This is a genomic window from Streptomyces longhuiensis, assembly GCF_020616555.1.
Taxonomy (GTDB): Bacteria; Actinomycetota; Actinomycetes; order Streptomycetales; family Streptomycetaceae; genus Streptomyces; species Streptomyces longhuiensis.
Window position 1 is genome coordinate 8,921,472 of sequence record NZ_CP085173.1, and the last position, 26,272, is coordinate 8,947,743.

Annotated in this window: 25 protein-coding genes; 16 read left to right on the top strand and 9 right to left on the bottom strand. The window is 70.1% G+C overall.

The features are described from left to right. Nucleotides 1-167 precede the first annotated feature (167 nt). On the top strand, nucleotides 168-953 hold the full coding sequence (locus LGI35_RS40585) for an SDR family NAD(P)-dependent oxidoreductase (RefSeq protein WP_227299427.1): 786 nt from the start codon (nucleotides 168-170) through the stop codon (nucleotides 951-953). Nucleotides 954-1,245: 292 nt separating this feature from the next. On the opposite strand, the gene LGI35_RS40590 is transcribed toward LGI35_RS40585, so the two are convergent. After that, nucleotides 1,246-2,592: an MFS transporter gene (locus LGI35_RS40590; protein WP_227299428.1), complete on the bottom strand. Its 1,347-nt coding sequence runs from the start codon at nucleotides 2,590-2,592 to the stop codon at nucleotides 1,246-1,248. Nucleotides 2,593-2,666: 74 nt separating this feature from the next. Continuing rightward, nucleotides 2,667-3,728 carry a C45 family autoproteolytic acyltransferase/hydrolase gene (locus LGI35_RS40595; RefSeq protein ID WP_227299429.1) on the bottom strand — a complete coding sequence of 354 codons (1,062 nt, stop codon included), beginning with the start codon at nucleotides 3,726-3,728 and terminating at the stop codon, nucleotides 2,667-2,669. 146 nt (nucleotides 3,729-3,874) lie between these two features. Here LGI35_RS40595 and LGI35_RS40600 point away from each other — a divergent pair, with 146 nt between their 5' ends. The 3 genes from LGI35_RS40600 to LGI35_RS40610 all read left to right on the top strand — a co-directional run bounded on the left by LGI35_RS40600 (nucleotide 3,875) and on the right by LGI35_RS40610 (nucleotide 6,155). Continuing rightward, nucleotides 3,875-4,888 (top strand): LacI family DNA-binding transcriptional regulator, encoded by a 1,014-nt coding sequence (locus LGI35_RS40600; protein WP_227299430.1) that lies wholly within the window; start codon nucleotides 3,875-3,877, stop codon nucleotides 4,886-4,888. A 259-nt stretch (nucleotides 4,889-5,147) separates the two neighbouring features. Further along, the gene (locus tag LGI35_RS40605) at nucleotides 5,148-5,384 is read left to right on the top strand and encodes a chaplin (RefSeq protein WP_227299431.1); all 237 of its coding nucleotides are present in this window, start codon (nucleotides 5,148-5,150) and stop codon (nucleotides 5,382-5,384) included. 141 nt (nucleotides 5,385-5,525) lie between these two features. Then, a complete protein-coding gene (locus LGI35_RS40610; RefSeq protein WP_227299432.1) occupies nucleotides 5,526-6,155 on the top strand; it encodes a TetR/AcrR family transcriptional regulator in 630 nt (209 codons plus the stop codon). A gap of 19 nt (nucleotides 6,156-6,174) precedes the next feature. On the opposite strand, the gene LGI35_RS40615 is transcribed toward LGI35_RS40610, so the two are convergent. After that, nucleotides 6,175-6,816 (bottom strand): TetR/AcrR family transcriptional regulator, encoded by a 642-nt coding sequence (locus tag LGI35_RS40615; protein WP_376222709.1) that lies wholly within the window; start codon nucleotides 6,814-6,816, stop codon nucleotides 6,175-6,177. 84 nt (nucleotides 6,817-6,900) lie between these two features. Here LGI35_RS40615 and LGI35_RS40620 point away from each other — a divergent pair, with 84 nt between their 5' ends. Then, nucleotides 6,901-7,845 (top strand): aldo/keto reductase, encoded by a 945-nt coding sequence (locus tag LGI35_RS40620; protein ID WP_227299433.1) that lies wholly within the window; start codon nucleotides 6,901-6,903, stop codon nucleotides 7,843-7,845. A gap of 39 nt (nucleotides 7,846-7,884) precedes the next feature. Next, a complete protein-coding gene (locus tag LGI35_RS40625) occupies nucleotides 7,885-8,910 on the top strand; it encodes a DUF6461 domain-containing protein (protein WP_341483480.1) in 1,026 nt (341 codons plus the stop codon). A gap of 108 nt (nucleotides 8,911-9,018) precedes the next feature. On the opposite strand, the gene LGI35_RS40630 is transcribed toward LGI35_RS40625, so the two are convergent. Further along, nucleotides 9,019-9,831: a class II aldolase/adducin family protein gene (locus LGI35_RS40630; protein ID WP_376222712.1), complete on the bottom strand. Its 813-nt coding sequence runs from the start codon at nucleotides 9,829-9,831 to the stop codon at nucleotides 9,019-9,021. A gap of 176 nt (nucleotides 9,832-10,007) precedes the next feature. On the opposite strand from LGI35_RS40630, the gene LGI35_RS40635 reads away from it, so the two are divergent. Then, entirely contained in the window at nucleotides 10,008-10,658 is a 651-nt protein-coding gene (locus tag LGI35_RS40635) for a TetR/AcrR family transcriptional regulator (RefSeq protein WP_227299434.1), read from the top strand. Nucleotides 10,659-10,759: 101 nt separating this feature from the next. Here LGI35_RS40635 and LGI35_RS40640 read toward each other — a convergent pair whose 3' ends face one another. After that, nucleotides 10,760-11,860, bottom strand: coding sequence for an HAD family hydrolase (locus LGI35_RS40640; protein ID WP_279348704.1), 1,101 nt, complete (start codon nucleotides 11,858-11,860; stop codon nucleotides 10,760-10,762). Between the two features lie 375 nt (nucleotides 11,861-12,235). Here LGI35_RS40640 and LGI35_RS40645 point away from each other — a divergent pair, with 375 nt between their 5' ends. Then, nucleotides 12,236-13,138, top strand: a complete 903-nt coding sequence (locus LGI35_RS40645; RefSeq protein WP_227300725.1) for a class I SAM-dependent methyltransferase — start codon at nucleotides 12,236-12,238, stop codon at nucleotides 13,136-13,138. A gap of 86 nt (nucleotides 13,139-13,224) precedes the next feature. On the opposite strand, the gene LGI35_RS40650 is transcribed toward LGI35_RS40645, so the two are convergent. Further along, nucleotides 13,225-13,899, bottom strand: coding sequence for an SDR family oxidoreductase (locus LGI35_RS40650; RefSeq protein WP_227299435.1), 675 nt, complete (start codon nucleotides 13,897-13,899; stop codon nucleotides 13,225-13,227). 124 nt (nucleotides 13,900-14,023) lie between these two features. On the opposite strand from LGI35_RS40650, the gene LGI35_RS40655 reads away from it, so the two are divergent. Beyond that, nucleotides 14,024-14,584, top strand: coding sequence for a TetR/AcrR family transcriptional regulator (locus LGI35_RS40655; protein ID WP_227299436.1), 561 nt, complete (start codon nucleotides 14,024-14,026; stop codon nucleotides 14,582-14,584). A gap of 24 nt (nucleotides 14,585-14,608) precedes the next feature. Here LGI35_RS40655 and LGI35_RS40660 read toward each other — a convergent pair whose 3' ends face one another. Next, the gene (locus LGI35_RS40660; protein WP_227299437.1) at nucleotides 14,609-15,082 is read right to left on the bottom strand and encodes a MarR family winged helix-turn-helix transcriptional regulator; all 474 of its coding nucleotides are present in this window, start codon (nucleotides 15,080-15,082) and stop codon (nucleotides 14,609-14,611) included. Nucleotides 15,083-15,198: 116 nt separating this feature from the next. Here LGI35_RS40660 and LGI35_RS40665 point away from each other — a divergent pair, with 116 nt between their 5' ends. Further along, entirely contained in the window at nucleotides 15,199-15,801 is a 603-nt protein-coding gene (locus tag LGI35_RS40665; protein WP_264484705.1) for a non-oxidative hydroxyarylic acid decarboxylases subunit B, read from the top strand. A gap of 63 nt (nucleotides 15,802-15,864) precedes the next feature. After that, on the top strand, nucleotides 15,865-17,364 hold the full coding sequence (locus LGI35_RS40670; protein ID WP_227299438.1) for a UbiD family decarboxylase: 1,500 nt from the start codon (nucleotides 15,865-15,867) through the stop codon (nucleotides 17,362-17,364). 34 nt (nucleotides 17,365-17,398) lie between these two features. On the opposite strand, the gene LGI35_RS40675 is transcribed toward LGI35_RS40670, so the two are convergent. After that, a complete protein-coding gene (locus tag LGI35_RS40675) occupies nucleotides 17,399-19,351 on the bottom strand; it encodes an APC family permease (RefSeq protein WP_227299439.1) in 1,953 nt (650 codons plus the stop codon). A gap of 342 nt (nucleotides 19,352-19,693) precedes the next feature. Here LGI35_RS40675 and LGI35_RS40680 point away from each other — a divergent pair, with 342 nt between their 5' ends. The 5 genes from LGI35_RS40680 (at nucleotide 19,694) to LGI35_RS40700 (ending at nucleotide 25,029) form a co-directional block, all read left to right on the top strand. Beyond that, nucleotides 19,694-20,458 (top strand): DUF4118 domain-containing protein, encoded by a 765-nt coding sequence (locus LGI35_RS40680; protein ID WP_227299440.1) that lies wholly within the window; start codon nucleotides 19,694-19,696, stop codon nucleotides 20,456-20,458. 215 nt (nucleotides 20,459-20,673) lie between these two features. Next, nucleotides 20,674-22,560 (top strand): APC family permease, encoded by a 1,887-nt coding sequence (locus tag LGI35_RS40685; RefSeq protein WP_227299441.1) that lies wholly within the window; start codon nucleotides 20,674-20,676, stop codon nucleotides 22,558-22,560. Nucleotides 22,561-22,679: 119 nt separating this feature from the next. Beyond that, a complete protein-coding gene (locus tag LGI35_RS40690) occupies nucleotides 22,680-23,084 on the top strand; it encodes a GntR family transcriptional regulator (protein ID WP_227299442.1) in 405 nt (134 codons plus the stop codon). Between the two features lie 44 nt (nucleotides 23,085-23,128). Then, entirely contained in the window at nucleotides 23,129-24,031 is a 903-nt protein-coding gene (locus LGI35_RS40695; RefSeq protein WP_227299443.1) for an ABC transporter ATP-binding protein, read from the top strand. Then, on the top strand, nucleotides 24,028-25,029 hold the full coding sequence (locus LGI35_RS40700) for an ABC transporter permease (protein ID WP_227299444.1): 1,002 nt from the start codon (nucleotides 24,028-24,030) through the stop codon (nucleotides 25,027-25,029). The genes LGI35_RS40695 and LGI35_RS40700 overlap by 4 nt, the downstream gene beginning before the upstream one ends. Before the next feature lie 71 nt (nucleotides 25,030-25,100). On the opposite strand, the gene LGI35_RS40705 is transcribed toward LGI35_RS40700, so the two are convergent. After that, on the bottom strand, nucleotides 25,101-26,129 hold the full coding sequence (locus LGI35_RS40705; RefSeq protein ID WP_227299445.1) for a S66 family peptidase: 1,029 nt from the start codon (nucleotides 26,127-26,129) through the stop codon (nucleotides 25,101-25,103). Nucleotides 26,130-26,272: the final 143 nt, after the last annotated feature.

Below are 26,272 nucleotides of genomic sequence, written 5' to 3' on the forward strand. Positions count from 1 at the left end.
CATGTCCTCGGCGGCGAACGGGCGGGCCCGCAAGCTTCACCCCATGGGGTGCCGCTCTGTGCCGCTCCGATACAAATCTGCCGGTGCGCCGATGAGTTCCGGCGGACGATGAGTCCTATGAAGCAGCGGACGCACGCGGCGTCCGGCCGAGGAGAGGACGACGCCCCATGCTCACGCTCACGGACGTGCTGAAGGACAAGGTCGCGGTCATCTACGGCGGAGCCGGCTCCCTGGGGGCGGGCGTGGCACGGGCGTACACGGACGCGGGCGCGCGGGTCTTCCTGGCGGGGCGCACGGAGGACACCCTGCGGAAGGTCTCGGCCGAGGTGGGTGCGGAGTACGACGTCGTCGACGCCCTGGACGAAGAGGCCGTGGAGGAGCACGCGGGCGCGGTGGTCGAGCGGGCCGGCCGGATCGACATCTCCTTCAACCTCGTGCCGCGAGGCGATCTGCAGGGCATCCCGCTCACGGAGATGTCCGTCGACGACTACACGCGGCCGGTCGTACAGGGCATCTCCTGCCAGTTCATCACCGCGCGAGCAGCAGCCCGGCGCATGGTGGCCCAGGGCGGGGGCGTGATCCTCTCCCTCGACAGCGGCTCCAGGAACGGCACCCCGATGCTGGGCGGCACCGGCGCAGCGGACGGCGCGACGGACGCGCTGATCCGCCAGCTCGCTCAGGAGCTGGGCCCGTCCGGAGTGCGTGCCCTGGGCATCTGGACCGCCGGCGTCGCGGACACGCTGACTCCGGAGAAGCTGGCCGGGGCCGGCGCACCGGCCATGGACGAGGCGGCGCTGCAGGGGGTACTCGCGCATCTCGACAGCCTGCGCATGACGAAGCGTTCACCGCGCATCGCGGACATCGCCGCGCTCGCGACGTTCCTCTCGTCCGACGCCGCCTCCTCGATCACGGGTACGTGGATCAACGCGACGGCGGGCATGTTCCCGAGCTGACGGCCTGCCACCGCCGGCGCGACGACGGCGCCGTGCGGCGTCCGGGCGGGCGCCGTTCGCGGTGTCCCAGTGAGCGCCGTGTCGGACGCACATGTCGAGAAGGACCATGCGGGGCTTGCAGAACCTCGACACCGACCAGATCTCCGACGGACCGGGCTGCACGAGCGACGAGAGCCTGTTCGTGTTGAGCCGTGGTGGCGCGCTCGAGCGTCGGCTCCGGCCGGTGGAAGCGGTCTGGCCCGAGCGCGTGGGACGCGCTCGGGCCAGGTGGTGCGACGGTCGTCGAACGGCCTCAGCCGGTCATCGTGTCGACGACCGCCTTCGCGCCGCCGTTCGCCTTCGTCGCTGAACCGAGCTCTGCCGTCGGGACCTTGAAGGTCTCCCGCAGGCCCCAGGCGCACAGGGCCAGGACGACCGCGGCCGCGCCGGAGTAGAGGCCGACGCCGATCGGGTTGCCGTCGAAGGCGAGGAGCAGGGCCGTCGCGGCGGTGGCTGCCGTGCCGCCGCCGAGCGCCGCACCGGTCTGGTACGTGGCGGAGATCGACGAGTAGCGGGTGCTGCCGGGGAACTGCTCGCCGAGGAAGGCGGGGATGCAGCCCTGGGGAGCGGCCATCAGCACGTTCACGAGGACGTAGGCGACGGTCGCCAGCGCCAGGACGTGCCCGTTCACCATGGGGAAGTAGGCGAAGAAGAACGCCCCGTACGCGAGGGTGCCGAGGATGACGACCGGCTTGCGGCCGACGCGGTCGGAGAGCTTGGCCATGACCGGGACGGCCACCGTGAAGGCGATCGAGCCGGCCACCTGGAGCAGGAGCGACTCGGTGTAGTCGTAGCCCAGTTCCTCGGCGTACGTCACGGTGAAGATCGAGCCGATGTAGGCCAGGGTGTTGTAGCCGAAGGCCACGCCGATGGCCAGGAGCATCTGGCGCGGGTGGCGCTTGATGGAGTCGAGGATCGGCACCCGGGGAGCGTGCTCGGTGCGGCGTTCCTCCTGGGGCATGCGGCTGCGTGCCACGACGCCGATCAGGACGAGCAGACCGCCGAGCCAGAACGGCACACGCCAGGCCCACGCCGTCAGATCCTCCTGCGGCAGCAGGGTGATCAGGGCGAACACGCTGGTTCCGAAGAGGCTGCCGATGCCGATTCCGGCGCTCGTGAAACTGCCCCACAGGCCGCGGCGGTCCTCCGGCGCGTTCTCGATGCCGTAGAGGGACGCGCCGCCCCATTCACCGCCGGCCGCGAAGCCCTGGATGAGGCGCAGCGCCACGACCATCACCGGCGCGGCGACGCCCACACTCCGGTAACTCGGCAGACAGCCGATGAGGAAGGTGCTGCTCCCCATGATCACGAGGGTGAGGATCAGCATGGACTTACGGCCGATGCGGTCGCCGAAGTGACCGATCACGATGCCGCCGAGAGGCCGGGCGACGAAGCCGCTGCCGAACGCGGCGAACGCCACGAGGGTGCCGACCGTGTGGTCGAAGCCGGGGAAGAAGACGCTCGGGAAGACGATGGCGGCGGCGAGGCCGTAGATGATGAAGTCGTAGAACTCCAGGGCGGTTCCGAAGCCGGAGATGAAGAAGGTGCGCGTGGCTGTGGCCACTTGTGCCTTCAGGCCGGGCCGGACTGTGTCCGTCATGGCAGGTCCTTCCAGGGGACGTGGTGGGGCGGAGCGGATGGGGAAGGAGCGCCTGGGGTGGGGAGGCCCAGGAGTCAGAAGCGGGTGAAGCCGAGCTGTGCCGCTTCGTCCGGCGTACCGGCCACATAGTCGAGGGCGCAGTGCGTGACATCGAGGCCGACGGTGAGCAAGGTGCCCCACTGTTCGTGGAGCGGCTTGCCTTCGTCCGGTCGCATGCAGATGACGGCGTCCGGCCCCGGGCTGCCGCACAGCGCCTTCGCACGTTCGGCGGGGGCGAGCCGGGGAAGGGTGGAGCGGACCGCGCGCAGGTGCGCGAAGCGTTCCACCGACGACGACTCGGGGGAGTGGACGTCCCCGGTGCCGAGTCGGGCGTCGAGGAAGTGATTGGTGTGCAGCAGCCAGCCGTCCTCGCCGGCGGGGACCACCGCGAGTCCGGCGGGGGAGAGTTCGAGGCTCGCGGCGGAGCCGGTGGTGACCACGGTGAGCGAGGTCGAGGCGCTGACGCGTGCGGACGAGGCGAGTTCCACCGCCTGGTCGAGGGTGTCCGCCTCATCGAGGATGTGGCGGGCGACCGCGTGCACGGGGACGCCGCCGGCGTCGGAATCGGCCTGGTGGAAAAGGATGTTGAAGTGCACGCCGAGGCCCGCGCTGTTGACGCCGATCTTGCCCGCGGCACCGAACTCGGTGAACAGCTTCACCGTGCGTCCCTCGCGCGGGGTCAGTTCGTGCAGCAGACCGTCGGGCACGAGCGAGTCGTGCCAGTCCCAGGTCTGCATCGTCTCGGGCCGGCGTCCCGCGGGCGCGAACACGGCCGTCGAGCACTCGCCCTCCGGGGCCGGCCGACAGGCGGCGAGGATCTCGGTACGGGCTCCGACGGCGGCCACCGTCCAGCGGTCGGCACCGGCGGCGTCGGCGCAGGCGTCGGACTCCTCGGCGAGGCCCGGCGCCCAGGCGCGCAGGGCCGCATGACTGCGTTCCGCGATGTCCCTCACCCGGTCCGCCGGGATGCCCAGCAGCGCGAAGTGCTCCAGGTACAGCTCGCCGGCCCGCCGGACCTGAGCGCCGTATCGGGTGCCGAGAAGCGATCCGCGTTCTGAGGGATCGACCGTCTCGGTCTTCAGGGTGTGCAGCTCCACAGAGGATCCTTCCGGGCATGGCGTGGGGATGTGGTCACCCACAGACGCCGCTGACGAGTTCGGTGCGGCGCGGATCACGCTAGAAAGGTAAAACGTTTTATACAATGCCGGACAGGTATTGGTTTTTCGAGAATTCGGGCGGGACCGTGGCGCGGACGCAGGGCATCACCATCAAGGACGTGGCCCGGCGGGCCGGCGTCTCCATCACCGCCGTGTCGCACGCCCTCAACGGCAAGGGCACGCTGAGCGCTGCCACCCGCGAGCACATCCGCGCCGTCGCCGACGGCATGGGCTACGAGGCCGACGCGCTCGCCCGCGGCCTGCGCCGCTCCACCATGGGGGCGGTGGGTCTGGTTCTCCGCTCCCTCGACGCCCTGGGTGACTACACCCCGGCGGGCGTCGACGTCTTCGAGCGGTTCGTGGGCGCGGCCGCCTCTCAGGCGCTGGCCAGGGGGCTGAGCCTCATGCTGGTGCCGGACCTGACACGGACGCCGGTACCACCGCTCGCGTTCTCCATGGACGGCTACATCGTCACCAACCCGCACCTGGACGACCCCGTCGTAGCGCTGCTGGAGAAGCGGGGCATCCCTTACGTCACCTACGGCCGTGTACCCGGGCGCCCGGACTTCCCGCACTGGGCGTCGGAGGACGACGTCGCCTCCGCGCGCCTGGTCCTGTCCCATCTGGAGGGCGTGGGCGCGCGGAGCATCGCGCTGGTGCGCGGCACCGACCCGAACGCATGGAACGTCGAGCACGAGCAGACCTACCTGAGCTGGTGTGCCGAGCGGGGAGTGCCACCCCGGCTGTACACGCTGGCCGAGCGCGCGGGCGTCGAGGGCGGCGTGGGGCTGGCTGCGCAGATCGCTGAGGACGGTGTGCCGGACGCGGTCTTCTGCCTCACCGGGCGACACGCGGCCGGTGTGCAGCAAGGGCTCATGGCGCGCGGTGTGAACGTGCCCGAGCGGACCCTGGTCGTGACGGGGTCGGACTCCGAGCACGCGCGCAACAGCCGGCCGGCCATCTCGGCGGTCGAGCTCAACCCGGTGGAGACCGTGGGGGGGCTGCTGGACATCCTCCAGGCGCTCATCGCCGGTGAGGAAGCGGCGTCGCCCCGGGTGACCGCGGCTCGTTTCCGGCCCAGGGGGTCGACGCGGAGGTAGTGGGACGTCCGCCCCTCGCCGGCGCGCCCTCCTCCCTGGAGAGGTCCCGCCCGAGCGCCGTTGCCACCGCAGGTATCCGCCTCGTGGTGAAGGCCGCCGGTCACACCCGGGGCAGTCCCCCTGTCGAACGAGATCACCACCCGCCGACAGCATCCCCGGGGGCCGACGCCACGCCCCTGATGGGTGCAATGAATCGCGCGCGGCGGGCGATAGGGGTGTTATTGGTCCGGAAGTACCGTCATCTCACTTGAGGAGAAGAATGCGTATCCGGACCCTTATCGTCACTGCCGCCCTGGGTGCTGCCACCGTCCTCGCAGGTGCCGGCGTGGCCAGCGCCGACACCGACACGGACGGCGCCGCCGCCAACTCGCCCGGTTTCCTCTCCGGCAACGTCATCCAGCTGCCGATCGGCATTCCGGTCAACGCCTGTGGCGACTCCGTCAGTGTCATCGGTCTGCTGAACCCCGCTGCCGGCAACGGCTGCGCCAACGGCTGATCCGGCGCCGGAGCGCCACGGCTGGGCCCGCCCGGGTCACCCTGGGCGGGCCCAGTCCCGTATCGGGCCGTCCGTAGCGCCGTGAGTGGTCGCCGGCGCGTAAAATGGACCAGCGGGTCCACAGCGGCAGCGAGGGAAGCCATGATCACCAGCGGGACGACGACGATGCGCCTGACCGCGAAGGGCGCCGCGACCCGGCTGCGCATCGTCGAGGGTGCGGCCGCCGAGATCAGGGAGCGGGGCGCCGCCACGACCACGCTCGACGACATCCGCGCCCGCACCGCGACCAGCAAGAGCCAGATCTTCCACTACTTCCCCGGCGGCAAGGACGAACTGCTCCTCGCCGTCGCCGCCCTGGAGGCGGAACGGATCCTGGAGGACCAGCAGCCCCACCTGGACGACCTCGGCCGCCTCGACACCTGGCAGGCGTGGCGCGACTGGCGCGACGCCGTCGTCCGGCGCTACGAACGGCAGGGAGTCAACTGCCCCTTGGGCGTGCTCATGACCGAGCTCGGCCGCAGAACGCCCGCCTCGCAGCAGCTGACCGGGCAACTGCTCGCCCAGTGGCAGGCCGCGCTGAGGGACGGAGTGCGGTGCATGCAAGGCAGCGGGCGGATGAACCCCGCGCTGGACGCCGACCGTACGGCGGCCGCTCTGATCGCCGCGGTGCAGGGCGGGGTCACCGTCCTCATGGCCACCGGCGGCATCGCCCATCTGGAGGCGGCGCTGGACACGACGTTGGAGCTGCTGGGCCGGTTCGACGCGGAGTGACTCACCGGCCCCGTCGCCCCTAAGGGCGCGACTTCGGGCGTACGGCGTCGACGACGAGGTCGAGCAGCCGACCGGTCTGCTCCGGCGTGGTGCCGTTGGCGGCCGTCGACAGGAACGCACCGAAGACGATCGCGGTGACGTCGTCCGGGTCGACGTCCCCGCGGAGCGAACCGGCTTCGGCGCCCGCCGTCAGGATCGTCCCGATGGCCGCCGTGATGCGTTCACGCGTCGTCGGGGTCGCGATCCGCCCCGAGGCCCAGCCGGCGCGCAGCGTGTCGATCATCCCGCGCTTCGTCGCCGTGAACTTCGCGTAGTTGTCCAGCCAGGCGCGGAGCGCCACATCGGGCGGGAACTCCTCGAGCAGCGCGGGTGCGCTCCCGGTGACGGCGTCGAGCTCGGCGGCGTAGACGGCCTCGACGAGCGCTTCGCGGGTGGGGAAGTGGCGGTAGAGCGTGCCGATCCCGACGCCCGCCTCGCGGGCGATGCCCTCCAGCGCGACGGTGTCGTCCGCGGCGGCGAAGGCGGCCCGCGCGACAGCGACGAGGTGCTCGCGGTTGCGCTGCGCGTCCGCGCGCAGGGGGCGTTCGGCGCGACGGGCCCCGTCGGCGGGTGGGGGCGTGCCGGCGGGTGCGCCGGTGGGCGTCGGTTCCGGCCGAGTCAAAGCGGAGGTCCCTCCGGTAGTGGTACGGTCGATAGAGCGGAGGTTCCTCCGCTTACGCCAATCGTCCCACAGGAGCGACTTCCTATGACGACCACCGGCACATCCTCTTCCGATACCACGGCCACAGGCGCTGCACGCCCGGGCGGCCCCGGACGGCTCGCGGGCCGCACGGTCTCGCGCGTCGGCTTCGGCGCGATGCAGCTCGAGCGCCTGCGCGACGACCGCCGCGGAGCCCTTGCCCTCCTGCGCCGCGCGGTCGAGCTGGGCGTCGACCACGTCGACACCGCCCATTTCTACGGCAACAGCTTCGTCAACGGGCTTCTGCGCGAGGCGCTCCGCCCAGAGGACGGTGTCCTCGTCGTGAGCAAGGTCGGCGCCGACCCCGATCCGGGCGGTCGCATCCCCCTGCGTCCCGCGCAGCGGCCCGAGGAACTCCGGGCGAGTGTCGAGGACAACCTCACATCCCTGGGCGTCGACCAGGTCCCCGTGGTGAACCTGCGGCGACTCGACTCCGGACCCGGGCTGCGGGCCGAGGGCGACCAGGCGGTCGACATCGACGACCAGCTCGCGGCCATGACCGCGATGCGCGACGAGGGCATGATCGGCGCGATCGGCCTGAGCAGCGTGACGGCCGAAGGGCTGCGCCGGGCGATCCCGGCCGGCATCGTGTGCGTGCAGAACGCGTACAGCCTCGTGGCGCGCGACGACGAGGCCATGGTGGAGATGTGCGCAGCCGAGGGAATCGCCTGGGTGCCGTACTTCCCCCTCGGCGGCGCGTTCCCCGGCATCCCGAAGGTGACCGAGGAGCCCGCGGTCCTGGCTGCCGCGCAGTCCCTCGGCAGCACGCCGTCGCAGGTCGGCCTCGCCTGGCTGCTCCACCACTCCCCGAACACGCTGCTCATCCCGGGGACCGCGGACCCCGGCCATCTCGAGGCCAACATCGCCGCGGGCGCGATCACGTTCGACGAGGCGACCATCACCTCGCTCGACGCGGTTGTGTCGCGCTCGGCGGACGTACGAATCGGCTGATCGACCGCGCCGGGGCCTGCGTTGTCAGACCCCTCTGCGATGGTGCTCGTACGGGGGCGGTGCGACGGACTGCTCGTGCGGGCACTGGAGGGGCGGACGATGGCACAGGTCAACAGCGGCTGGTCGGGCGTGAGGTGGGAGCACTGGCGGGACGCCGACAACATCCGGCGGCGTCTCGATCAGGGGGCCGATCCCGAAGTGTGGGGCGGAGGTAGGCCGTTGCACCGGGCGGCGGCCTTCGGCTCACCGGAGGTCGTGGCGGAACTGGCGCGACGCGTACGGGATGTGGACGCGCTCGACGACGGGACGACCGCGCTGTGGGAGGCGGTCATGGGGGACCGGCCGGACAACGCACGGGCGTTGGCCGCCGCCGGTGCCGATCCCTGGCGACCCCAGTTCGGCGGTTGGTCGCCCGGCCGGCTGAGCCTGGCCGGACCGGCGCCTGACCTCTTCCCGATGCCCGAGGGTGAACGCGGACTGACCGAGGCGGAGCGCACTGTCGCCCGGGAGGGCAGACGCCTCGTCGAGGCGCTGGGCACCTTCCACTACGAGGGCACGGGTCTCGCCTGCGTGGCCGGGATCGACGCCCAGGAGGCGATCCGCCGCCTGGAGGCGAAGCCCGCGGACGTCGAGGACCTGGAAGAACTGCTGGACGACCCCTACGCGTACGACATGGACGAGAGCCTCCGGATCATCGGAGTGACGACCGTGCCCGGCGGGTGCGTCGTCACCCAGCCCTGGGGCTATGCGCCCCAGACGCCAGGTGTGATGACCATGCTGTCCGCCGGCACCTACTCCTACGGTCTGTACGCCAACCCCAAGAGCGGCAACCAGGGCATCATCGCCCGCGACGGGGCCATCGAAGGTTCGGACCTCCACCCGGGCGGCGGACCGGACCATGGCGACACGTCGGAGGAGGTCCTGTTCGCCTACCTCTTCCAGCACAACGCCGTGGCCTACTCCTGTGCCTCTGCCGGCCTGCGCCTGACCGACGCGCGCGCCGTCCTCGGCCCACCGGACAGGTGGGTCGAACTGCCTCGGCGTGACTACTGGACGCACTCGTGACCACGGAGGTGTCCGTCATGCGTCACCGCGAGCTGGTGCGGCTCGACGCGCGGCGACGGCCGCGTACCGTTCGGCGCCGAGCCGCCGGTGCGCCCAGGGCCGGAGCCGTCAGTCGAAGAGGTCCGGCTGCTCCGCGATGATCTGGTCCCACAGCGGCCGGAGCTGGAACCACCCCGACAACGGACTGCCGATCTGCTCCCGTACCTGGAGCGCCGTCTCCCGGTCGATGAGGTACGGAGTGCCGGCTGCCATGGCCAGGAGCTGCGCCTGGCAGGAGCGCTCCATCGTGATGAACCACCAGGCGGCCTCGGCCACGCTCTGACCGACCGTCAGCAAGCCGTGGTTGGCGAGAATGACGGCCTTGTTCGGGCCGAGCGCCTCACCGATCCGCCGGCCCTCCTCGGTGTCGTTGACGACTCCGCGGAAATCCTCGTAGAGCCCGTGGTCCTCGAAGAACGCGCAGGCGTCCTGAGTGAGCGGGTCGAGCCGACGGCGGAGCGTGGAGAACGCCTTGCCGTGCACGGAGTGGGCGTGGGCCGCGGCGACGGCGTCCTCGCGGGCCTTGTGTACTTCGGAGTGGATGCAGAAGGCGGCGCGGTTGACGGGGTGGTCGCCCTCGACGACGTTGCCGTCGTGGTCGACGAGGACGAGGTCGGAGACCTTGATCTGGGTGAAACTCATGCCGAAGGGGTTGACCCAGAACCATCGCGGGTTCTCCGGGTCCCGCGCCGTGATGTGCCCCGCCACACCCTCCGAGAACCCGAACTTGCCGAACAGCCGGAAGGCCGCTGCCAGTTCCTGCTTGCGGTGCAGCCTCTCCTGCTCCACCGAGTCGAAGGTGGGCGGGAGCATCGCCTTGAACCCCGGCGGTACCGGCCCGATGCCTGTGTTGGGCGATGTCGTCGCGGCGAACGTGTCCATCGATTGCCTCCTCGTGAGCGCCGAACGGCACAGGCGCGCGTGCAGCGCCGCACCGGACAAGGGGTGGGGGCACCCGTATGCGATACAGCACCGTATGGGATACGGAGGTGTATCCGATACGGTGCTGTATCGTGGTGCGGGTCACATCGGGGTGTCGACGGACAGGGAGTGACGCGTTGCCGAAGGGGCCCACCAAGCGTCGCCCGCAGACGACGGCGCGGCTGTTGGAAGCGGCGCAGGAGACGTTCGCCGAGCGCGGCTTCTACGGAACCTCGATCGAGATGATCAGCGAGCGCGCCGGGCTCACGCGCGGCGCTTTCTACTCCAACTTCCGCAACAAGGAAGAGCTCTTCTTCGCCCTCTTCGACCTGCACGCCCAGAGCGTCGTCGACCGTCTGACGCAGGCCGTCGCCGAACTCGAGGACTCGGACGACCCCGTGCGGGCGGTGCTCGCGAGAACGGGCTCCGTCGACGCGGCCGAGCGCCGCTGGTACCTGCTGTCCACCGAGTTCACCCTGCACGCCATCAGGCACCCCGAGACGGCACGCGTCCTCGCGGAGCGCGACCGCGGACTGCGCGAGGAGATCGCCGGCATACTCGCCCGCCTCTTCGCCGGCATCGGCCGCAGCCCCACCGTCGACCTGGACTCCCTGGCCCGCCTCACGACAGCCGTCCACGAAGGGTCCCTGGCCCAAAGCCTCGTGGAACCCGACCAGTTGGCACCCGAGGAACTGGCCGTCACCTTTCTGCCGCTGCTGATCGACGCGGTCTCGGAGCCTGCGCCTCCGGGAGCGGACGCACCACACGAACAGCCGCACTCTGAATAGCCCCGCCCGAAACAGTCAGGCCGAGCAGTCGGGACGGAAATGGCCGCGCTCCTCGCGGAACGCGGCTACGCGGCTACGCGGCTACGCGGAACGCGCCGGCGTCAGCGGATCTGTTCCGGCGTCACGGTCAGCCACTGCTTGTCCGCGGTCACCTTCTGGCCCAGCTCCTTCTGGCGTTTCGCGCCCGCGGCCTTCATGCCGTCGATCTCCTTCATGTAGCTGTCCTTGCGGTTGACCCACACGCGCACGCCGCCGTGCTCCACATCCGTCGACCGCAGCAGCATCGGCCCGTCGCTCTTGGGGGTGTCGCCCGCGGCCAGGATGGGCTTCTGCCAGGCGTCGATGTACGTGCTGATCGCGGCGGGCTTGCCCTCGTACCAGGTGGCCGGCGCCCAGAGAGTGGAAGTCAGTTCGTGGTCGGCGAGCTTCGCCTGGTCGTAGTGTCCGGCCGCGATCTCCTTGCGGGAGCTGGTCACTTCACCCGTCGTGCGGTCCTTGAGGAGGGCGGAGACGCCGAGTACGTTCTCGGGCCGGGCGCCGTAGCCGTACTTGGGGTCGGCGAGCACCATCCGTACGAGGTCCTCGCTCGCGGCACTCACCACGTACACCTTGATGCCGTGCTTGCTCAGTGTGCGGTAGAGCTCCTGCATGCCCGTCGAGAACTGCGGCGGCTTCACCCCGCCCGGCAGCGGCTTGTCGTAGGCCAGCAACTCGTCGATGTAGCCCTTGAGCTGCTTCAGCGTGAACCCGGAGAAGATCTGCGCGGCCCACGGGTACGAGACCTGGTCGTCGATGTCGCACAGGCGGGCGTAGTACTCGGTCAGCGTCTCCTTGTGCGTGGCCGTGTCCTCGAAAGGAATGATCTTCAGGGACGGGTCCATGGTGTCGCGCGTCAGGACGCCCTTCATCTCCAGGAAGGGGAGCAGGGACTCTTCCAGGTCGTTGCGGTACGTCGTGTTGTCCGCGTCGAAAACCGCGTACGCGCCCTGGTGGTCATGCGCGGCGATGACCTTGGCCAGCTTCTTCGCCACGGGCGCCGGCCAGTGCTTGAGCTCCGCCGCCACGGCGCGCTGCTGTGCGCCGTCCGCCGCCGCCGTGGCCTCGGTGTCCGGCCAAAGAGCGCCCGCGGCGACCACCGCGCCGGTGAGGGCGCCCGCCACGCCGAGGAGGACGAGCTTCTTGCGCATCGGGTGTCTGTTCACGGCGCGCAATGCTAGGGCGAAGCGCACGGATTACCCATGATCGAAATCATGGAGTGGGGAGGCGGGGTGCGGGTAGGCGCGATATCGCCGCCTGTGAACGGGAGTTGGTACGACAGCCGCCACCCGTGGCCGCCCGCACCTGCCCGGCCAACTGCTCGAACTCCAGCGGCCGTTGCGACCGGCTGTCGACGACCGTCACGGGGCCGGTCTCAGCGGGAAACGGCATGTGACGGCACGTTACCGTCCGGTCGTTCCGCTCGCGCCTGCCAGGCCCACGAGCACCTCAATCCGTGTCCTGGCAGCCCACCGGATCCAGTCGTGGAATCATCGGCCGCAGGACGCGTGCGTGAACTCTTTGACGGGCGGTGGGCGGGGATGACCGCGGGCTGGGAGTGGGACGACAGCCTGTTCGCCGGGACCGCTCGTCACTACCGGCGCGGGCGGCTCCCGTACGCGCCCGGGCTGGCGGGCGCGCTCGCCGAGGTCTTGAACCTTGACGGGCGAGGGCGGCTCATCGATGTCGGATGCGGACCGGGCGTCATCGCGCTGAGCCTGGCGCACCTGTTCAGCGAGATCGTGGGCGTGGACCCGGACCGCGGGATGGTCGCGGAAGCGACGCGTGAAGCCGCCGAGCAGGGCGTGGCCGGGAAGGCGCGGTGGGTCCGGGCCCGGGCCGAGGATCTGCCTGCGGGCCTCGGCACGTTCGACGTCGCGACCTTCGCCCAGTCCTTCCACTGGATGGACCGTGATCTGGTTGCCGTAACCATCAAGGCCATGCTCAAGACCGGCGGGGTGCTCGTACACATCTCCGATCTGAAGACGGAGAGGGAGACAGGGACGGGGCCAGCGTCAGGGTCGGGGACGGGGCCAGGGGCAGGGACGGGTATGCGAATCGTCGGGGGTCTTCCTCATCCGGCGGCGCCCTGTTCGGCCATCGACGAGCTGGTGAAGGAGTATCTCGGGCCGGTCCGCCGGGCCGGCCGGGGCGTTCTCCCGCACGGGACACCGGGCGGTGAGGCCGCGGTGCTCTCCCGGGCGGGATTCTCCGGTCCGCGGCGGCATGTCGTCCTCGGCGGACAGCCTCTGGAGCGCACCGCTGACGATCTGGTCGCCGGTGTGTTCTCGATGTCGTTCTCGGCGCCGCACCTCTTCGGCCCACGGCGCGACGCATTCGAGGCGGACCTGCGCCGACTCCTGCGTGAGGCCTCCCCGTCAGGCCGGTTCTCCGAGCGTCAGCCGAGCACGGAGATCTTCATCTGGCGCAAAGACCCCCGCTGAGCACGCACTGTCGTGGACCGGCTCCCGGATATCCGCTGACCGGGAGTGCCGGAAGCGCGCCGGTTGCCGGCCCCGCGCAATCGCCTTCAGGCAGTGGTCAGACCCCGCTTGACCTGCCGCGTGACGTCGTCGGCGAGGATTTCCGGGAGGCCGTCCGCCACGGCGTCGAGGGCCTGCGCCGCCACATCCGCGGGGTCGACCTTCTGGTCGGCGGGGACGCCGGTGGCCATGTCGGTGTCCATGTATGCCACGTGCAGGGCCGTGACCGTGATGCCGCGGGGTGCCAGCTCCTCGCGCACGGCGTTCGTCTGCGCCCACGTGGCGGCCTTCGTCGCCGCGTAGGACCCGAGACCGGCCGGGTGCAGCCAGGACAGTGCCGAGAGCACGTTCAGGACCGCGCCTCCGCCATTGCCCTCGATGACCGGGGCGAACGCCCGCGTCAGGGCGAGCGGCCCGAAGAAGTTCGTCTCCAGCTCAAGGCGGACCGCGTCCAGTTCGCCGGTGACGAGAGTCGTGCCGGTGGAGATCCCGGCATTGTTCACGAGCAGTGTCGCGTCGGATGCGACGCGGGCCGCGGCCCGGACCGATTCTTCGTCGGTCACGTCCAGGCGGAGCGGGGTGACGCCCGCCAGGTCCACGGTCTCGGGGTGTCGCGCCGCCGCGTACACCTTCGCTCCGCGCTGTACGAGCTGGTCGGCCAGGTGGCGGCCCAGCCCTCGGTTGGCTCCGGTGACGACTGCGACCGCGCCCTTGAGTTCCATGTCCGCTCCCAGTGATTCGCGGGGCCCGGTGATCGGGTCCGCCAAGTAGATTACGTATGTAATCTAAACCGGGTCTAGGATAGATTGCAACCGACATCCAATGGGGAGAACGGGGAGGTGGCCGATGGGCCGCGTATCGCAGGCGCAGGCGCTGGAGAACCGCAGGCGCGTCGTGGAGAACGCCTCCCGGCTGTTCCGGGAGCAGGGGACGCACGTCAGCGTCGCCGAGCTCATGAAGGCGTCCGGCCTGACGCATGGTGGTTTCTACAAGCAGTTCGCCTCCAAGGAGGCGCTGGTCGACGAAGCCACCGCCCACGCGTTCGACGAGCTGACCCGGCGTCGCGCAGCCGGCCTCGAGCAGAGCGACGGGCAGCGCGATGCCGCGCAGCAGGCGCTGATCGACGTCTATCTCTCTGTCGCGCACCGCGACAACTCGGCGGACGGCTGTCCCGCCGCCGCTCTCGCCTCCGACATGGCCCGCGGGTCGGGTGACCGTGAGGCCCGCCGCGTGTACAGCGAGGGGGTCGGTGACTTCGCCGACTGGCTCGCCGCCGACGATCAGGACGGCATGGCCCGGCTGTGCACGATGGTCGGCGCACTCGTTCTGGCTCGCGCCACCAGGGAATTCCCGCTTTCCGAGGAGATCCTCACGGCCGCGCGGGAAGCTCTGACGTCCACCGACTGACGGGACTGCCGGGGTGTCGTGCGGCTACTGATTCGCCGCCTCGACGGCGCGCCGCATGAGGCTGAGGAACTGGTCCCGCTCGACGGGGTTGAAGTGGGCCAGCATCTCTTCGCTGATGCCGACGACGGCGGGGGCGAGAGCCGTGGCCAGTTCGCGGCCGGCGTCGGTGACGGTGACGAGCTTGCGCCGCCGGTCCTTGTCGTCCTTCGTGATCGTCACGAGGCCTCGTCGCCTGAGGCGTTCCAGCATCGGTGCCGCGGTCGACTTGTCGAGGCTGGCGAGGGTGCCGAGTGTGCCCTGATCCATGGGTCCGTGGGTCCGGAGCAGGCCCAGGACGGTGAACTGGGGGCCGGTCAGGTCCTGGTGGACCTGTTCGTGCCACAGGCGGGTGTGGATCTGGCCGAGCTGGCGCGCCAGGGGGCCGAGTCCGTCGAGAGCGGCGTGGATGGTCGCGGAGGCGCCGGACGTGCCGTCGGCCGGTGTGTGGGTTCCGTTCATCGCTCTGCGCTGCCCTTTCGGAATTGATCAGGACGTACACGTACTATACCGTCGCAGGAGTAGGACGTGTACGTCCTTGTTTGTGGTGGGCGACGACGTGAGACGGAGGTGGCGACGTGCGGCTTGTCGTCGCGATGACAGGAGCGACCGGTGCGCCCTTCGGCGTACGGCTTCTGGAGGTGCTGGGTGAACTGGGCGTGGAGACGCACCTGGTCGTGAGTCGATGGGCCCGGGCGACTCTCACCCAGGAGACCGGGCTCAGCGTGCGCCAGGTGCAGGCGATGGCATCGGTGTGCCACAGCCCCGACGACCAAGGGGCGTCGATCTCCAGCGGGTCCTTCCGCGTGGACGGCATGGTCGTCGTGCCGTGCAGCATGAAGACGCTGGCCGCCATTCGGACGGGCTACGGGGACGGGCTGATCGGACGCGCGGCGGACGTGATGCTCAAGGAGCGGCGGCGCCTTGTCCTGGTGGCGCGCGAGACCCCGCTGTCGGCCGTGCATCTGGAGAACATGCTCGAGTTGACCCGTATGGGCGCCACCGTCATGCCACCGGTGCCCGCGTTCTACAACCAACCCACCTCCATCGCGGACCTCGTCGACCACATCGTGGCGCGCGTCCTCGACCAGTTCGACCTGGACATGCCCGCCGCCAAGCGCTGGCAGGGCCTGACGGCGGCCGCACCCGGCGGACCTGCCCGGGACGTCAAGGGCGCCTGAGGCGTCCACCTACCCGGATCCAGCCCGGCGCCCCAATTCACTTATACAGAACAGGGATGTGTCATGACTCAACACGGCAGCGCGCTCAACTTTCGTGACTTCGTACAGGAGTTGCTCGACTCGGGAGACGCGGTCGCCATCCAGGAGCCGGTCAGCCCCACACTCGAAGCCGGTGCCATCACCCGTCGCGTCTACGAGACCCGCAGCGCCGCCCCGCTGTTCGGCAACCTCACCGAGGGAGACGCGGGATTCAGGATCCTCGGAGCGCCCGCCGGCCTGAGCCCCCTCAAGGGCGGCGCCTACGGTCGGATCGCCACGCACTTCGGACTGCCGCGCGACACGACGCCCCGCGCCCTGCTGGAACACCTCGTCTCCGCCATGCACGCCGACCCCGTCGCCCCACGCGTGGTGGAAACCGGCCCCTGCAAGGAGAACGTGGTGCGCGGCAGCGACGTCGACCTCCGCCGATTCCCGGCGCCGCTGCTGCACGAACAGGACGGCGGCCGCTACCTCGGCACGTACGGCTTCCACGTGGTGCGCACGCCCGACGGGGAGTGGACGAGCTGGTCGGTCGCCCGCACCATGCTCAACACCCGCGACACCCTGGTCGGCCCGGCCATGCCGCAGCAGCACATCGGCATGATCCACCAGATGTGGCGGGAGAGGGGCGAGCCAACCCCTTGGGCGATGGTGCTCGGCGCCCCGCCCGCCGCGCTCGCCGCCGCGGGCATGCCGCTGCCCGCCGGGGTCGACGAGGACGGCTACGTCGGCGCGCTGACCGGAAGCCCCGTCGAGGTGGTCCGTACCGAGACCAACGGCCTCTACGTACCGGCCAACGCCGAGATCGTGCTGGAGGGCTGGATCGGCCACGACGAGACGGCGCCCGAAGGGCCGATGGGGGAGTACCACGGCTACTCCTTCACCGGCAGCAAGCCGCAGCCCGTCTTCCACGTCGAGGCGGTGACCCACCGGAACGACGCCATTCTCCCTGCCTGCGTGGCGGGTCTGCCCCCGGAGGAGAACCACACCATCTGGGGCACGATGATCTCGGCCACGTCCCTCGATGTCCTGCGTTCCGCCGGTCTGCCGGTGTCCATGGCCTGGTGCTCGTACGAGGCCGCGACCTGCTGGATCGCCGTCGCGGTCGACACGCGGCGCCTGGCGGAGACGGGGATGGGGGAGAAGGAGCTGGCGGACGCCGTGGCCGGGGTCCTCTTCGGCTCGCACACGGGATGGCTGGTGCCCAAGGTGGTGCTCGTCGCGGACGACATCGACATCACCGACATCGACCAGCTGGTGTGGGCGATGGCCACCCGCTACCACCCCGGCACGGGCGAGTACGTCTACCCGCAGGCGCCGGGTATTCCGATGGTCCCGTACCTCACCGAGGAAGAGGTGCGCACGGGCAGGGGCGGCAAGTCCGTCATGAGCTGTCTGCTGCCCGGGCAGTTCGAGGGCCGGGCGGCGGGCGTCACCGCTTCGTTCGCGAACTCGTTCCCGGACGACGTGCGTCGGCGGGTGGTCGAGAACTGGGCCAACTACGGTTTTCCGGTGGCTGGTTGAGCGATAGCGGGCGGCCCGATGTCCGCGGGGGCGTTCAGCCCACGTGCACGCGAGGGCGGCGGGCCGGGTTCGGTTCGGCCTCTCGCAGGACCTCGCGGGTGACGGGGGCCACCTCGCCCTGGCCGAAGAGGAAGAAGCGCAGGAAGTTGGCGAGGGGATTGCCCTCCGTCCACTCGAAGTAGATGTGGGGAACCCGGCCGGTGGTGTCGCGGATGTGCAGGAGCAGGGCGGCCAGGGCGTTGGGGATGGAGGTGGCCTCCAGGCTGAGGACCCGGTAGCGGCTGTGCAGCACCTCGCCGCGTACGTTCAGATCCCCCTCGAATTCCGACGGGTCGAGCACCGTGACCTCGACGAAGACGAAGTCCTCCTGGGCCGGGACGTCGTTGTCGTGGCGGATCTGGTCGATCTTCTCGCGGTACTCGGCGATGTCGCGGTTGTCGGGCTCGTTCGCGATGAACCTGACCTTGCGGCTGGCGATGTCGCGGACGAAGCGCTCGGCCATGGCGTCGAACGTGACGTGGGTGACACGCAGTTCGAAGGCGCGGGCCAGCCGGGAGAGGAACGAGACGAGCATGATGCCGGCGATGAAGCAGGCACCGATCTTCACACCGTCCGGGCGCTCGATGACGTTGACGACCGTCGTGTAGAGGAACACCGCCGAGATGATGGCGAAGCCGATGGTCCAGTTGCGCTGCCCGGCCTTGCGCGCGGCGATGGTGACGGCGATCGCGGCGGAGCAGATCAGGACAAGGACACCGGTCGCGTAGGCGCCGCCCTGCGCGTCGACGTCGGCGTCGAAGATCCAGGTCACCAGGAACGCGATCAGGGTGAAGACGATCACCATCGGACGTACGGCGCGGGCCCAGTGCGGCGCCATGCCGTACCGCGGCAGGTAGCGGGGCATCAGGTTGAGGAGCCCGGCCATCGCGGAGGCCCCCGCGAACCACAGGATCGCGATGGTGGAGATGTCGTAGACCGTGCCGAAGGCGCTGCCCAGGTACTCGTGCGCCAGATACGCGAGCGCCCGGCCGTTTGCCTGGCCGCCGGACTCGAACTCCTTCTCCGGGATGAGCAGTGTGGTGATGAAGCTGGTGCAGACGAGGAACACACTCATGATCACGGCGGCCGTCGTCAGCAGTTTCTTGGCGCCCCGGATACGGCCCGCCGGCCGCTCCTCGGTGTCGGTGGGGTCGCCCTTCACGTGAGGCATGACCGCCACGCCGGTCTCGAAGCCGGAGAGGCCGAGCGCGAGCTTGGGGAAGACTAGCAGGGCGACCCCGATCATGGCGAACGCGTTGCCGTGCTGGGTGGTGAGCGCCGTGGTCCAGTCGGTGATCACATGCTCCTTCGTGATCACGTGCCAGAGGCCGGTCACCACCACCACGACGTTGAGCGAGAGATAGATGCCGACGAGGACGACGGCGACGCCGATCGCCTCCAGGAAACCCTTGAGGAACACCGCGCCGAGCAGGGCCACCAGTACGAGGGTGATGACCATCTGTTTGTTGTGCAGGGTGTCCGTCAGATGGGGGTTCTCCACGAGGTGGGTGGAGGCGTCCGCCGCCGACAGGGTGATGGTGATGAGGAAGTCGGTCGCGGCGAAGCCGAGCAGGGTGAGGACGAACAGCTTGCCCTTCCAGAAGGACAGCAGCCGCTCCAGCATCGCGATCGAGCCCTCGCCGTGCGGGCTCTCCTCGGCGACCCGGCGGTACACCGGCAGCGCACCGACGAGAGTGACGATCACCAGCACGATGGTCGCCACCGGCGACAGCAGACCGGCCGCGAGAGCCGCGATGCCGGGCTGGTAGCCGAGGGTGGAGAAGTAGTCGACGCCGGTCAGGCACATCACGCGCCACCAGGGCTGCCCCTTGTGGGACGGTTCCGGCTCGGCGGCCGCCCCCTGAGGGGTGGTCTTGGCCATGTCGGACAGGCCCTCGAGCATCCACGCGCGCAGGCGCCCCTGACGGTGCCCGTGGGTGGTGGCCATCGGTGTACTCCTGACGTGCTGCCCAGCCCGGGGTCCCGGCCATCACACGGACACCCGGGCCGACGTCACAGCTCGCGAGACCCAGGCCCACGCCTGGCTCCGCGCCGAGAGGAACGGCGCCGCTCGTCCGTGCCGCCATTGTCACCACCGGCCGGAGGATCGGCACGGCGACGGAGCGCAATCGGCGGGGGTCCCGACCGGGCGATGGACGGTGTTCAGGCCGCGCAGCACACTTGAAAGGAAGGCAGGTCACGCGGCTGCCCCCGCGCTTCGCGGGGCGGGCGGAGCACCCCCGTGATACCTAGATCTGGGGGCGGTGCCCGAGAGCTGGAGGCGACGCGTATGACCGGCAATCCGCTGACCGGCTATCCCGTGCGGGACCGGATCGCGCTGGCCGCGGGCCTCGTCGGCCCCTTCCTCGTCGCGCTCGTGCTGGTGCCTTTCCGCACGGACCTGTCGGCCACCAACGCCGCCCTGATCCTGGTCGTGGTGGTCGTCGCCGTGGCGGCCGTCGGCAGTCGAGCGGCGGGCGCTGTCGCGGCGCTGTCGGCGGCGGCCTGGTTCGACTTCTTCCTCACCCGCCCGTACCAGCGGTTCAGCATCACCGACTCGGATGACGTCGAGACGGCGGTGCTGCTCCTCGTCGTCGGGCTGATCGTGTCGCAGCTCGCGGCCCGCGCGCGCCGGCTGAAGGTGGTCACGGTGACGGACGCGGAGTACCTCGCGCGCATCCACGGAACCGCCGACCTCGCCCAGTCGACCACCTCCGCGGACGCGGTCGTCGGCCATGTGCGTGAGCAGCTGACCGAACTTCTCGGCCTGCGCGGCTGCCGATTCGAGTACGGCACCCTCCTGGGGCGGCCGCCGCGCCTGGAGCAGGACGGGAACGTGGTGGTCGGCCGCAGGCGCTGGGACGTAGACAGCGGGGGCTGGCCGGACGGTGAGATCGAACTCCGCGCGTACGGCAACGGCCAGTACCTCGGCCGCTACATGCTCACGCCCGGACCGGGCCCCGTCCCGTCCCTCCAGGCCCGCCTCGTCGCCGTGACGCTCGCCGATCAGACGGGTGCGGCGCTGGACATCACACGCCCGGCGAAGGGCGCCTGAGGGGTGGGCGGACGCTCGCCCGGTGCCGTGAGCCGACGGCGGCCAGTCCGACGTGACCGTCGCGGCGGCGCCCGGTGAGGATGGCCTCCTGCCGCGACGTATGGAGCGCGTGAAGAGTGCTCCGGCGCACGTATGGATCACGGCAAGAAGGCTGGGCCCCTTGCCGCACGGCATTCACGCTGGTCCTCGGATTGCTCAATCGGAGGACCGGCAACATGGCCGTACACACAGGCAGCGCGAACGCGGCGGAAGACGGCGACGGAGTTCAGGAGCCGCCTGATGCCGGCGGTGCCGCAGCTGCCCGGGCCGGTGACCGGCACAAGCTCACCGCGCTCCAGGGGCTGGCCGCGCTGTCGCTGGACGCGATGGCCTCGGTGGCCTACGGACCGGAATCGATCGTTCTGGTGTTGGCCGTGGCCGGTGCCTACGGGATGGGGTTCACGCTTCCCGTCACGCTCGCGATCGCCGGGCTGCTGGCGGTGCTGGTGGCCTCGTACCGTCAGGTCATCGCCGCGTTCCCGGACGGCGGCGGCTCGTACGCCGTGGCCAAGCGGCATCTGGGGCGCCGCACCAGCCTGGTCGCCGCCGGCTCTCTGATCCTCGACTACGTGCTGAACGTCGCGGTCTCCGTCACCGCCGGTGTCGCCGCTCTCACCTCGGCCTTCCCTCAGCTCTACGGCGAACGGACCTGGATCTGCCTCGGCGTCCTCCTCCTGGTCACGGCCATCAACCTGCGGGGCGTGGTCGACTCGGCCAAGGCGTTCCTGCTGCCGACCGCCCTCTTCGTCGGCTCGATCCTCGCGATGATCGTGGTCGGGCTCTTCCGCGACGGCCCGGTCAGCACCGCTTCGGCCGACGGTCACACTTCCGCGCTCGGCGACAGTGCCACCACCGTAGGGGCCCTGCTCCTGCTCAAGGCGTTCGCGGCCGGCTGCTCCGCCCTCACCGGAGTGGAGGCCGTGGCCAACGCGGTGCCGTCCTTCCGCGCCCCGGCCGCCCGACGCGCCCAGCGCACCGAGGTGGCGCTCGGCGCTCTCCTCGGCGTGATGCTCATCGGCCTTTCCATCCTCATCGGCCGCTTCCATCTCCAGCCGGTCGAAGGCGTGACGGTCCTCGCGCAGCTCGCGGACGCCTCGTTCGGACACAACGTGGCCTTCTACGTGGTGCAGTTCGCGACGATGGTGCTCCTCGCACTCGCCGCCAACACGTCCTTCGGCGGACTGCCCGTACTGATGAGCCTGCTGGCCCGTGACAACCACCTCCCACATGTGTTCGCCCTCAAGGCCGACCGGCAGGTGCACCGGCACGGGGTGCTCGCGCTGGCCCTGGTCTCCGCGCTCCTGCTGATCTTCTCCGGCGGCGACACGAACACCCTCGTCCCGCTCTTCGCGATCGGCGTCTTCATCGGCTTCACCATCTGCCAGGTCGGCATGGTCCGGCACTGGTACGGCGACGGGGTCAAGGGCTGGCGGGCGAAGGCCGCACTGAACGGCTTCGGCGCCCTGCTGACCGGTGTCGCGGGAGTGGTCGTCACCGCCACCAAGTTCACCGAGGGTGCCTGGCTCATCGTCCTCGCCCTGCCGCTGCTGGTCCTCGGCTTCGAGCGGGTGCATCGCGCGTACGGCCGCATCGGCGAGCGCCTCGAACTCGGCCGCGTCCCCGAACCGCCCAAGCGCGTCCACTCGCTGGTCGTCGTACCCGTCTCCGGCCTGTCCAAGCTGACGTGCAAGGCGCTCACCGCGGCCCGTTCGCTGGGTGACGAAGTGCTGGCGATCACCGTCACGCACCCCGCCCCGGAGGACCGTCGCGAGGCCGAAGCCCTGCACCGGGACTGGGAGTTGTGGAACCCGGGCGTCGATCTCGTCGAGCTCAGCTCACCCACGCGCGCCCTCGGCCGGCCCGTCTCGGCCTACGTGCGCGAGCTCGCCGCCACCCACCCCGACTCCCAGATCACCGTGCTGATCCCGGAAGCCGAGTCCGCGCGCGTCTGGCAGCGGATGCTCCAGAACCAGCGCGGCTCCGTCGTCGCGCACGCGGTACGCCGCGACACCGACGCGGTGATCTGCCGACTTCGCTTCCGCATCGCCGCCGACGGGCGCTGAACGACCCCCTCTGTCTCGTCTCCCACTCCCGCTGTCTTACTGTCGTAGGACATTCAGTCTTGACACCTGGATCCAGGGTCAGCAAGCTGTCTTACTGTCGTAAGACAACGGGAGAAGCAGTGATCGAGTTCGTACTTGACGGCCGTTCACGGGTGGCCACCTACATGCAACTTGTGCTCCAGGTGCGCCAGGCTCTGCGGGTCGGTCTCGCCGAGCCCGGGGACCAGCTGCCCAAGGTGCGACAGGTGGCTCAGTCGCTGGCGATCAATCCGAACACGGTGTTGAAGGCGTACCGCGAGCTCGAACTCGAAGGACTGGCGGAGGGACGCCCCGGCGTGGGCACGTTCCTCGTAGGCACCCTCGCCGGCCCGGCCCTGGCCCACCAGGCCGGGCTGCGCGAGGACCTGCTCGCCTGGCTGCACAAGGCCCGGGCCGCGGGTCTGGGCCGCGAGGACATCACCGCGCTGATCGACACCACTCTGCGCACCACGCTCGACGCACCGCCGGCCGAGGACGTCTCGTGACCAGTTGGGGGACCAGACATGCGTGACCAGTTGGGGGATCGGACATGACGAACATGGCGTTGGAGACCGACGCACTCGGAAAGCGGTACGGGCGCACATGGGCACTCCAGGAGTGCTCCCTGCACCTGCCCGCCGGCCGGATCGCCGGTCTCGCCGGACCCAACGGAGCGGGCAAGTCCACCCTCCTGCACCTCGCCGTCGGACTGCTGCGGCCCGACACCGGACAGGTGCGCGTCTTCGGCCAGGATCCGCGTGACAACACCGCTGTCCTGCGGGAGGTCGGATTCGTGGCCCAGGACACGCCGCTCTACCGCGACTTCACCGCCGCGGACCTCATCACCCTCGGCGGAAAGCTCAACAGCCGCTGGGACGCCGCCTTCGCCCGTGAGCGGATCGGTCAACTCGACATTCCGCTCAAGAAGCCGGTCGGGAAACTCTCCGGCGGGCAGCGCGCCCAGGTGGCACTGGCGCTGGCCATGGCCAAGCGGCCCCGTCTGCTGCTGCTCGACGAGCCGGTCGCGGCGCTCGACCCCCTGGCGCGACGGGAGTTCATGCAGGCGCTGATGGGCGTGGTCGCCGAGAGCGGCACGACAGTGCTGCTGTCCTCACACCTGGTGGCGGACCTGGAACGGGTCTGCGACTACCTGATCGTGCTGCAGAAGGCACAGGTCCGTCTGGTCGGGGCGATCGACGAGCTGCTCGACGAACACCGGACGTTGGTCGGTCCGCGCACCGAGCCGGACGCTGTCCCGATGGAGGGCCCGGCCCAGGTCGTCAACGCCAGCCACACCGATCGCCAGTCCACGCTGCTCGTCCGCACGAAGGGACGCCCCGTCGACGACCCGGCCTGGACCCGGCACGAGGTGACTCTGGAAGACCTCGTCCTCGCCTACCTCCACACGGCCGACACCCGTGCGGCGCGCACCGTTTCGGAGGTGACCGCATGATCTGGCTGACGTGGAAGCAGCATCGCAAGCAAGCGCTGTTCGCCGGGATCGGGCTGGCCGCACTCGCCGCGATCATGATTCCCACCGGCCTGCGGATGCACGACGCCTTCGACAACTCCGGCCTGGGCGCGTGCCTTTCGAACCTGGGCACGGACGTGCTGGCCGCGAACAAGGCCGTGGACCGCTGCAACGCCCTCAGTACTCAGTTCCAGAACGAGTTCAAGGATCTGTCGTTCGTCGGCATCCTCTTCGTGATCCTGCCGCTGCTGGTGGGGTTGTTCCTCGGCGCACCGCTGATCTCCCGCGAAGTCGAACACGGCACGCACCGGTTCGTGTGGACGCAGGGCGTCAGCCGCCTGCGGTGGGCGCTCGTCAAGTTCGGCCTGGTGGGTGTCGTCACGGCCCTCCTCGCAGTGGTCTACGCCCTGGGGGTGTCCTGGTGGTACGAGCCGCTGGCCGCCAACGGCAACGGGCGATTCGGCTACCTCTGGTTCGACGTGCAGGGCATCGCGCCGATCGGCTACACCCTCTTCGCCGTGTCGCTGGGCATCTTCGCCGGCACCTTCGCGCGCCGGGTCCTGCCGGCCATGGCGGTCACCCTCGCCGGATTCGCCGTCGTACGTATCGCCGTCGAAACCCTCGGCCGGTCCCACTACATGCCCGCCAAAACCCTGAACTACGGCCTGGCGAGCTCCCAGGGACCGAACCCCGCGTCGAGCGACTGGATTCTCAGCCAGGGGTTGCGCGACGGCGCCGGGAAGCTCGTGAGGGAGAACGCCCAGGTGGGGTGCCCGCCCTCCAACGAGCTCAAGGGCGACGCGAGTTCGTGCCTGGACCAGATGGCGCATCAGGGCCTGGGGCCGGGTTCCCACAACTGGCAGCTCTACCAGCCCGGCGACAGGTTCTGGGCCTTCCAGAGCATCGAGACGGGCATCTTCCTCGCTCTGGCGGCGCTCCTGGTCTTCCTCGCCGTGCGCCGGATCCGTCACATCGCCTGACGGGGGAGAGGGCGGTTTCCTCGGGCGGGAGGGCTCAGGGCCGGTGGGCCTGGGCTCTCCCGCCTACGTCGTCAGGCCAATGTCTGCGTGAGTTCGCTGCGGGTCGACGTGTGAACGAGACGGCCGAGCGCGCCGTTGACGATGGGCATGTACGGCGGGACATGGCCGCATTCCACGTCGGCGACGATCGGCACGTTCAGGGAGCCGAGCGCGTCGAGCACGGCCTCGTGCTGGGTGAGGGTGCGGCGGTCCGGTGCGTTGGTCCGGCCGACGAGGATCGCGTTCGCGTGGTCGAAGAGCCCGGCGAGCCTTATGCCGTGCAGGTTCCGACAGATGGTGAAGGCGTTGTCCTCGGCCGCCTCGACGTAGATGAGGAGTCCGTCGGGGGACTCGTCGCGGGCGAAGGCCGATGCGTCGAGGTAGGGGGTTCCCGCGAGATCGCACAGCGTCTCGATGCAGCCGCCGAGCAGCCGCCCCTCGGCATCCACGTCACCGCTGCCGTCGAGCCGGGTCCAGGTGCCCCGGCCGTTCAGCGTGTACTCGCGGACGTCCGGGTAGACGGCGAAGTCGTCGAAGCCGCCGGAACGGTGGCGGCCGGGCGGAGTCTGCGTGAAGCGGTGCCCGGGGGGAGCGGCGACGATGTCGAGCCACGTCAGCAGGCCCTCGGGTACGCGATAGGGCGTGTCCATGAAGTTGTTGCCGTGGACGGTCGCGGTGCCGGTGAGCAGGGTCAGCGGGGTGATGAGGCTCGAGATGTCGGAGAACCCGACGAACCAGGTGGGCTCGGCCTCGCGCAGCCGGTCCCAGTCGAGGTGCGGGATCAGATCGATCGCCGTCTCCCCGCCCCACGGCGGCACGACCGCCCTGATGGTGGGATCGGTCAGCATCGCCATCAACTCGCCCGCACGATCGGCGGCCGAGGCACTGACATGCCGGGCCCCGTCCATGCACCGCCCGACCACCACCTCGTACCCACGGTCCTGCACCTCACGGACAGCGAGCTGAAGGCGCGCACTCATCTCCTTCGACACACCACTCGACGGAGAGGTGACACCGATACGGTCACCAGGACGCAGGGGGCGCGGGTATCGGACGGACATGCGCGGATTCTGGCACGAAGCACTGCGCGGCCGACAGGGGTTTCTTGGCCGTCGAAGCGGCCAGACAGCGGGGGCGCGGCATCGGAGCCGAGCGAGCCGGTCGCCGCAGTCGGCTGCGCGAGCTGGTCGAGCTCGCGCAGCGG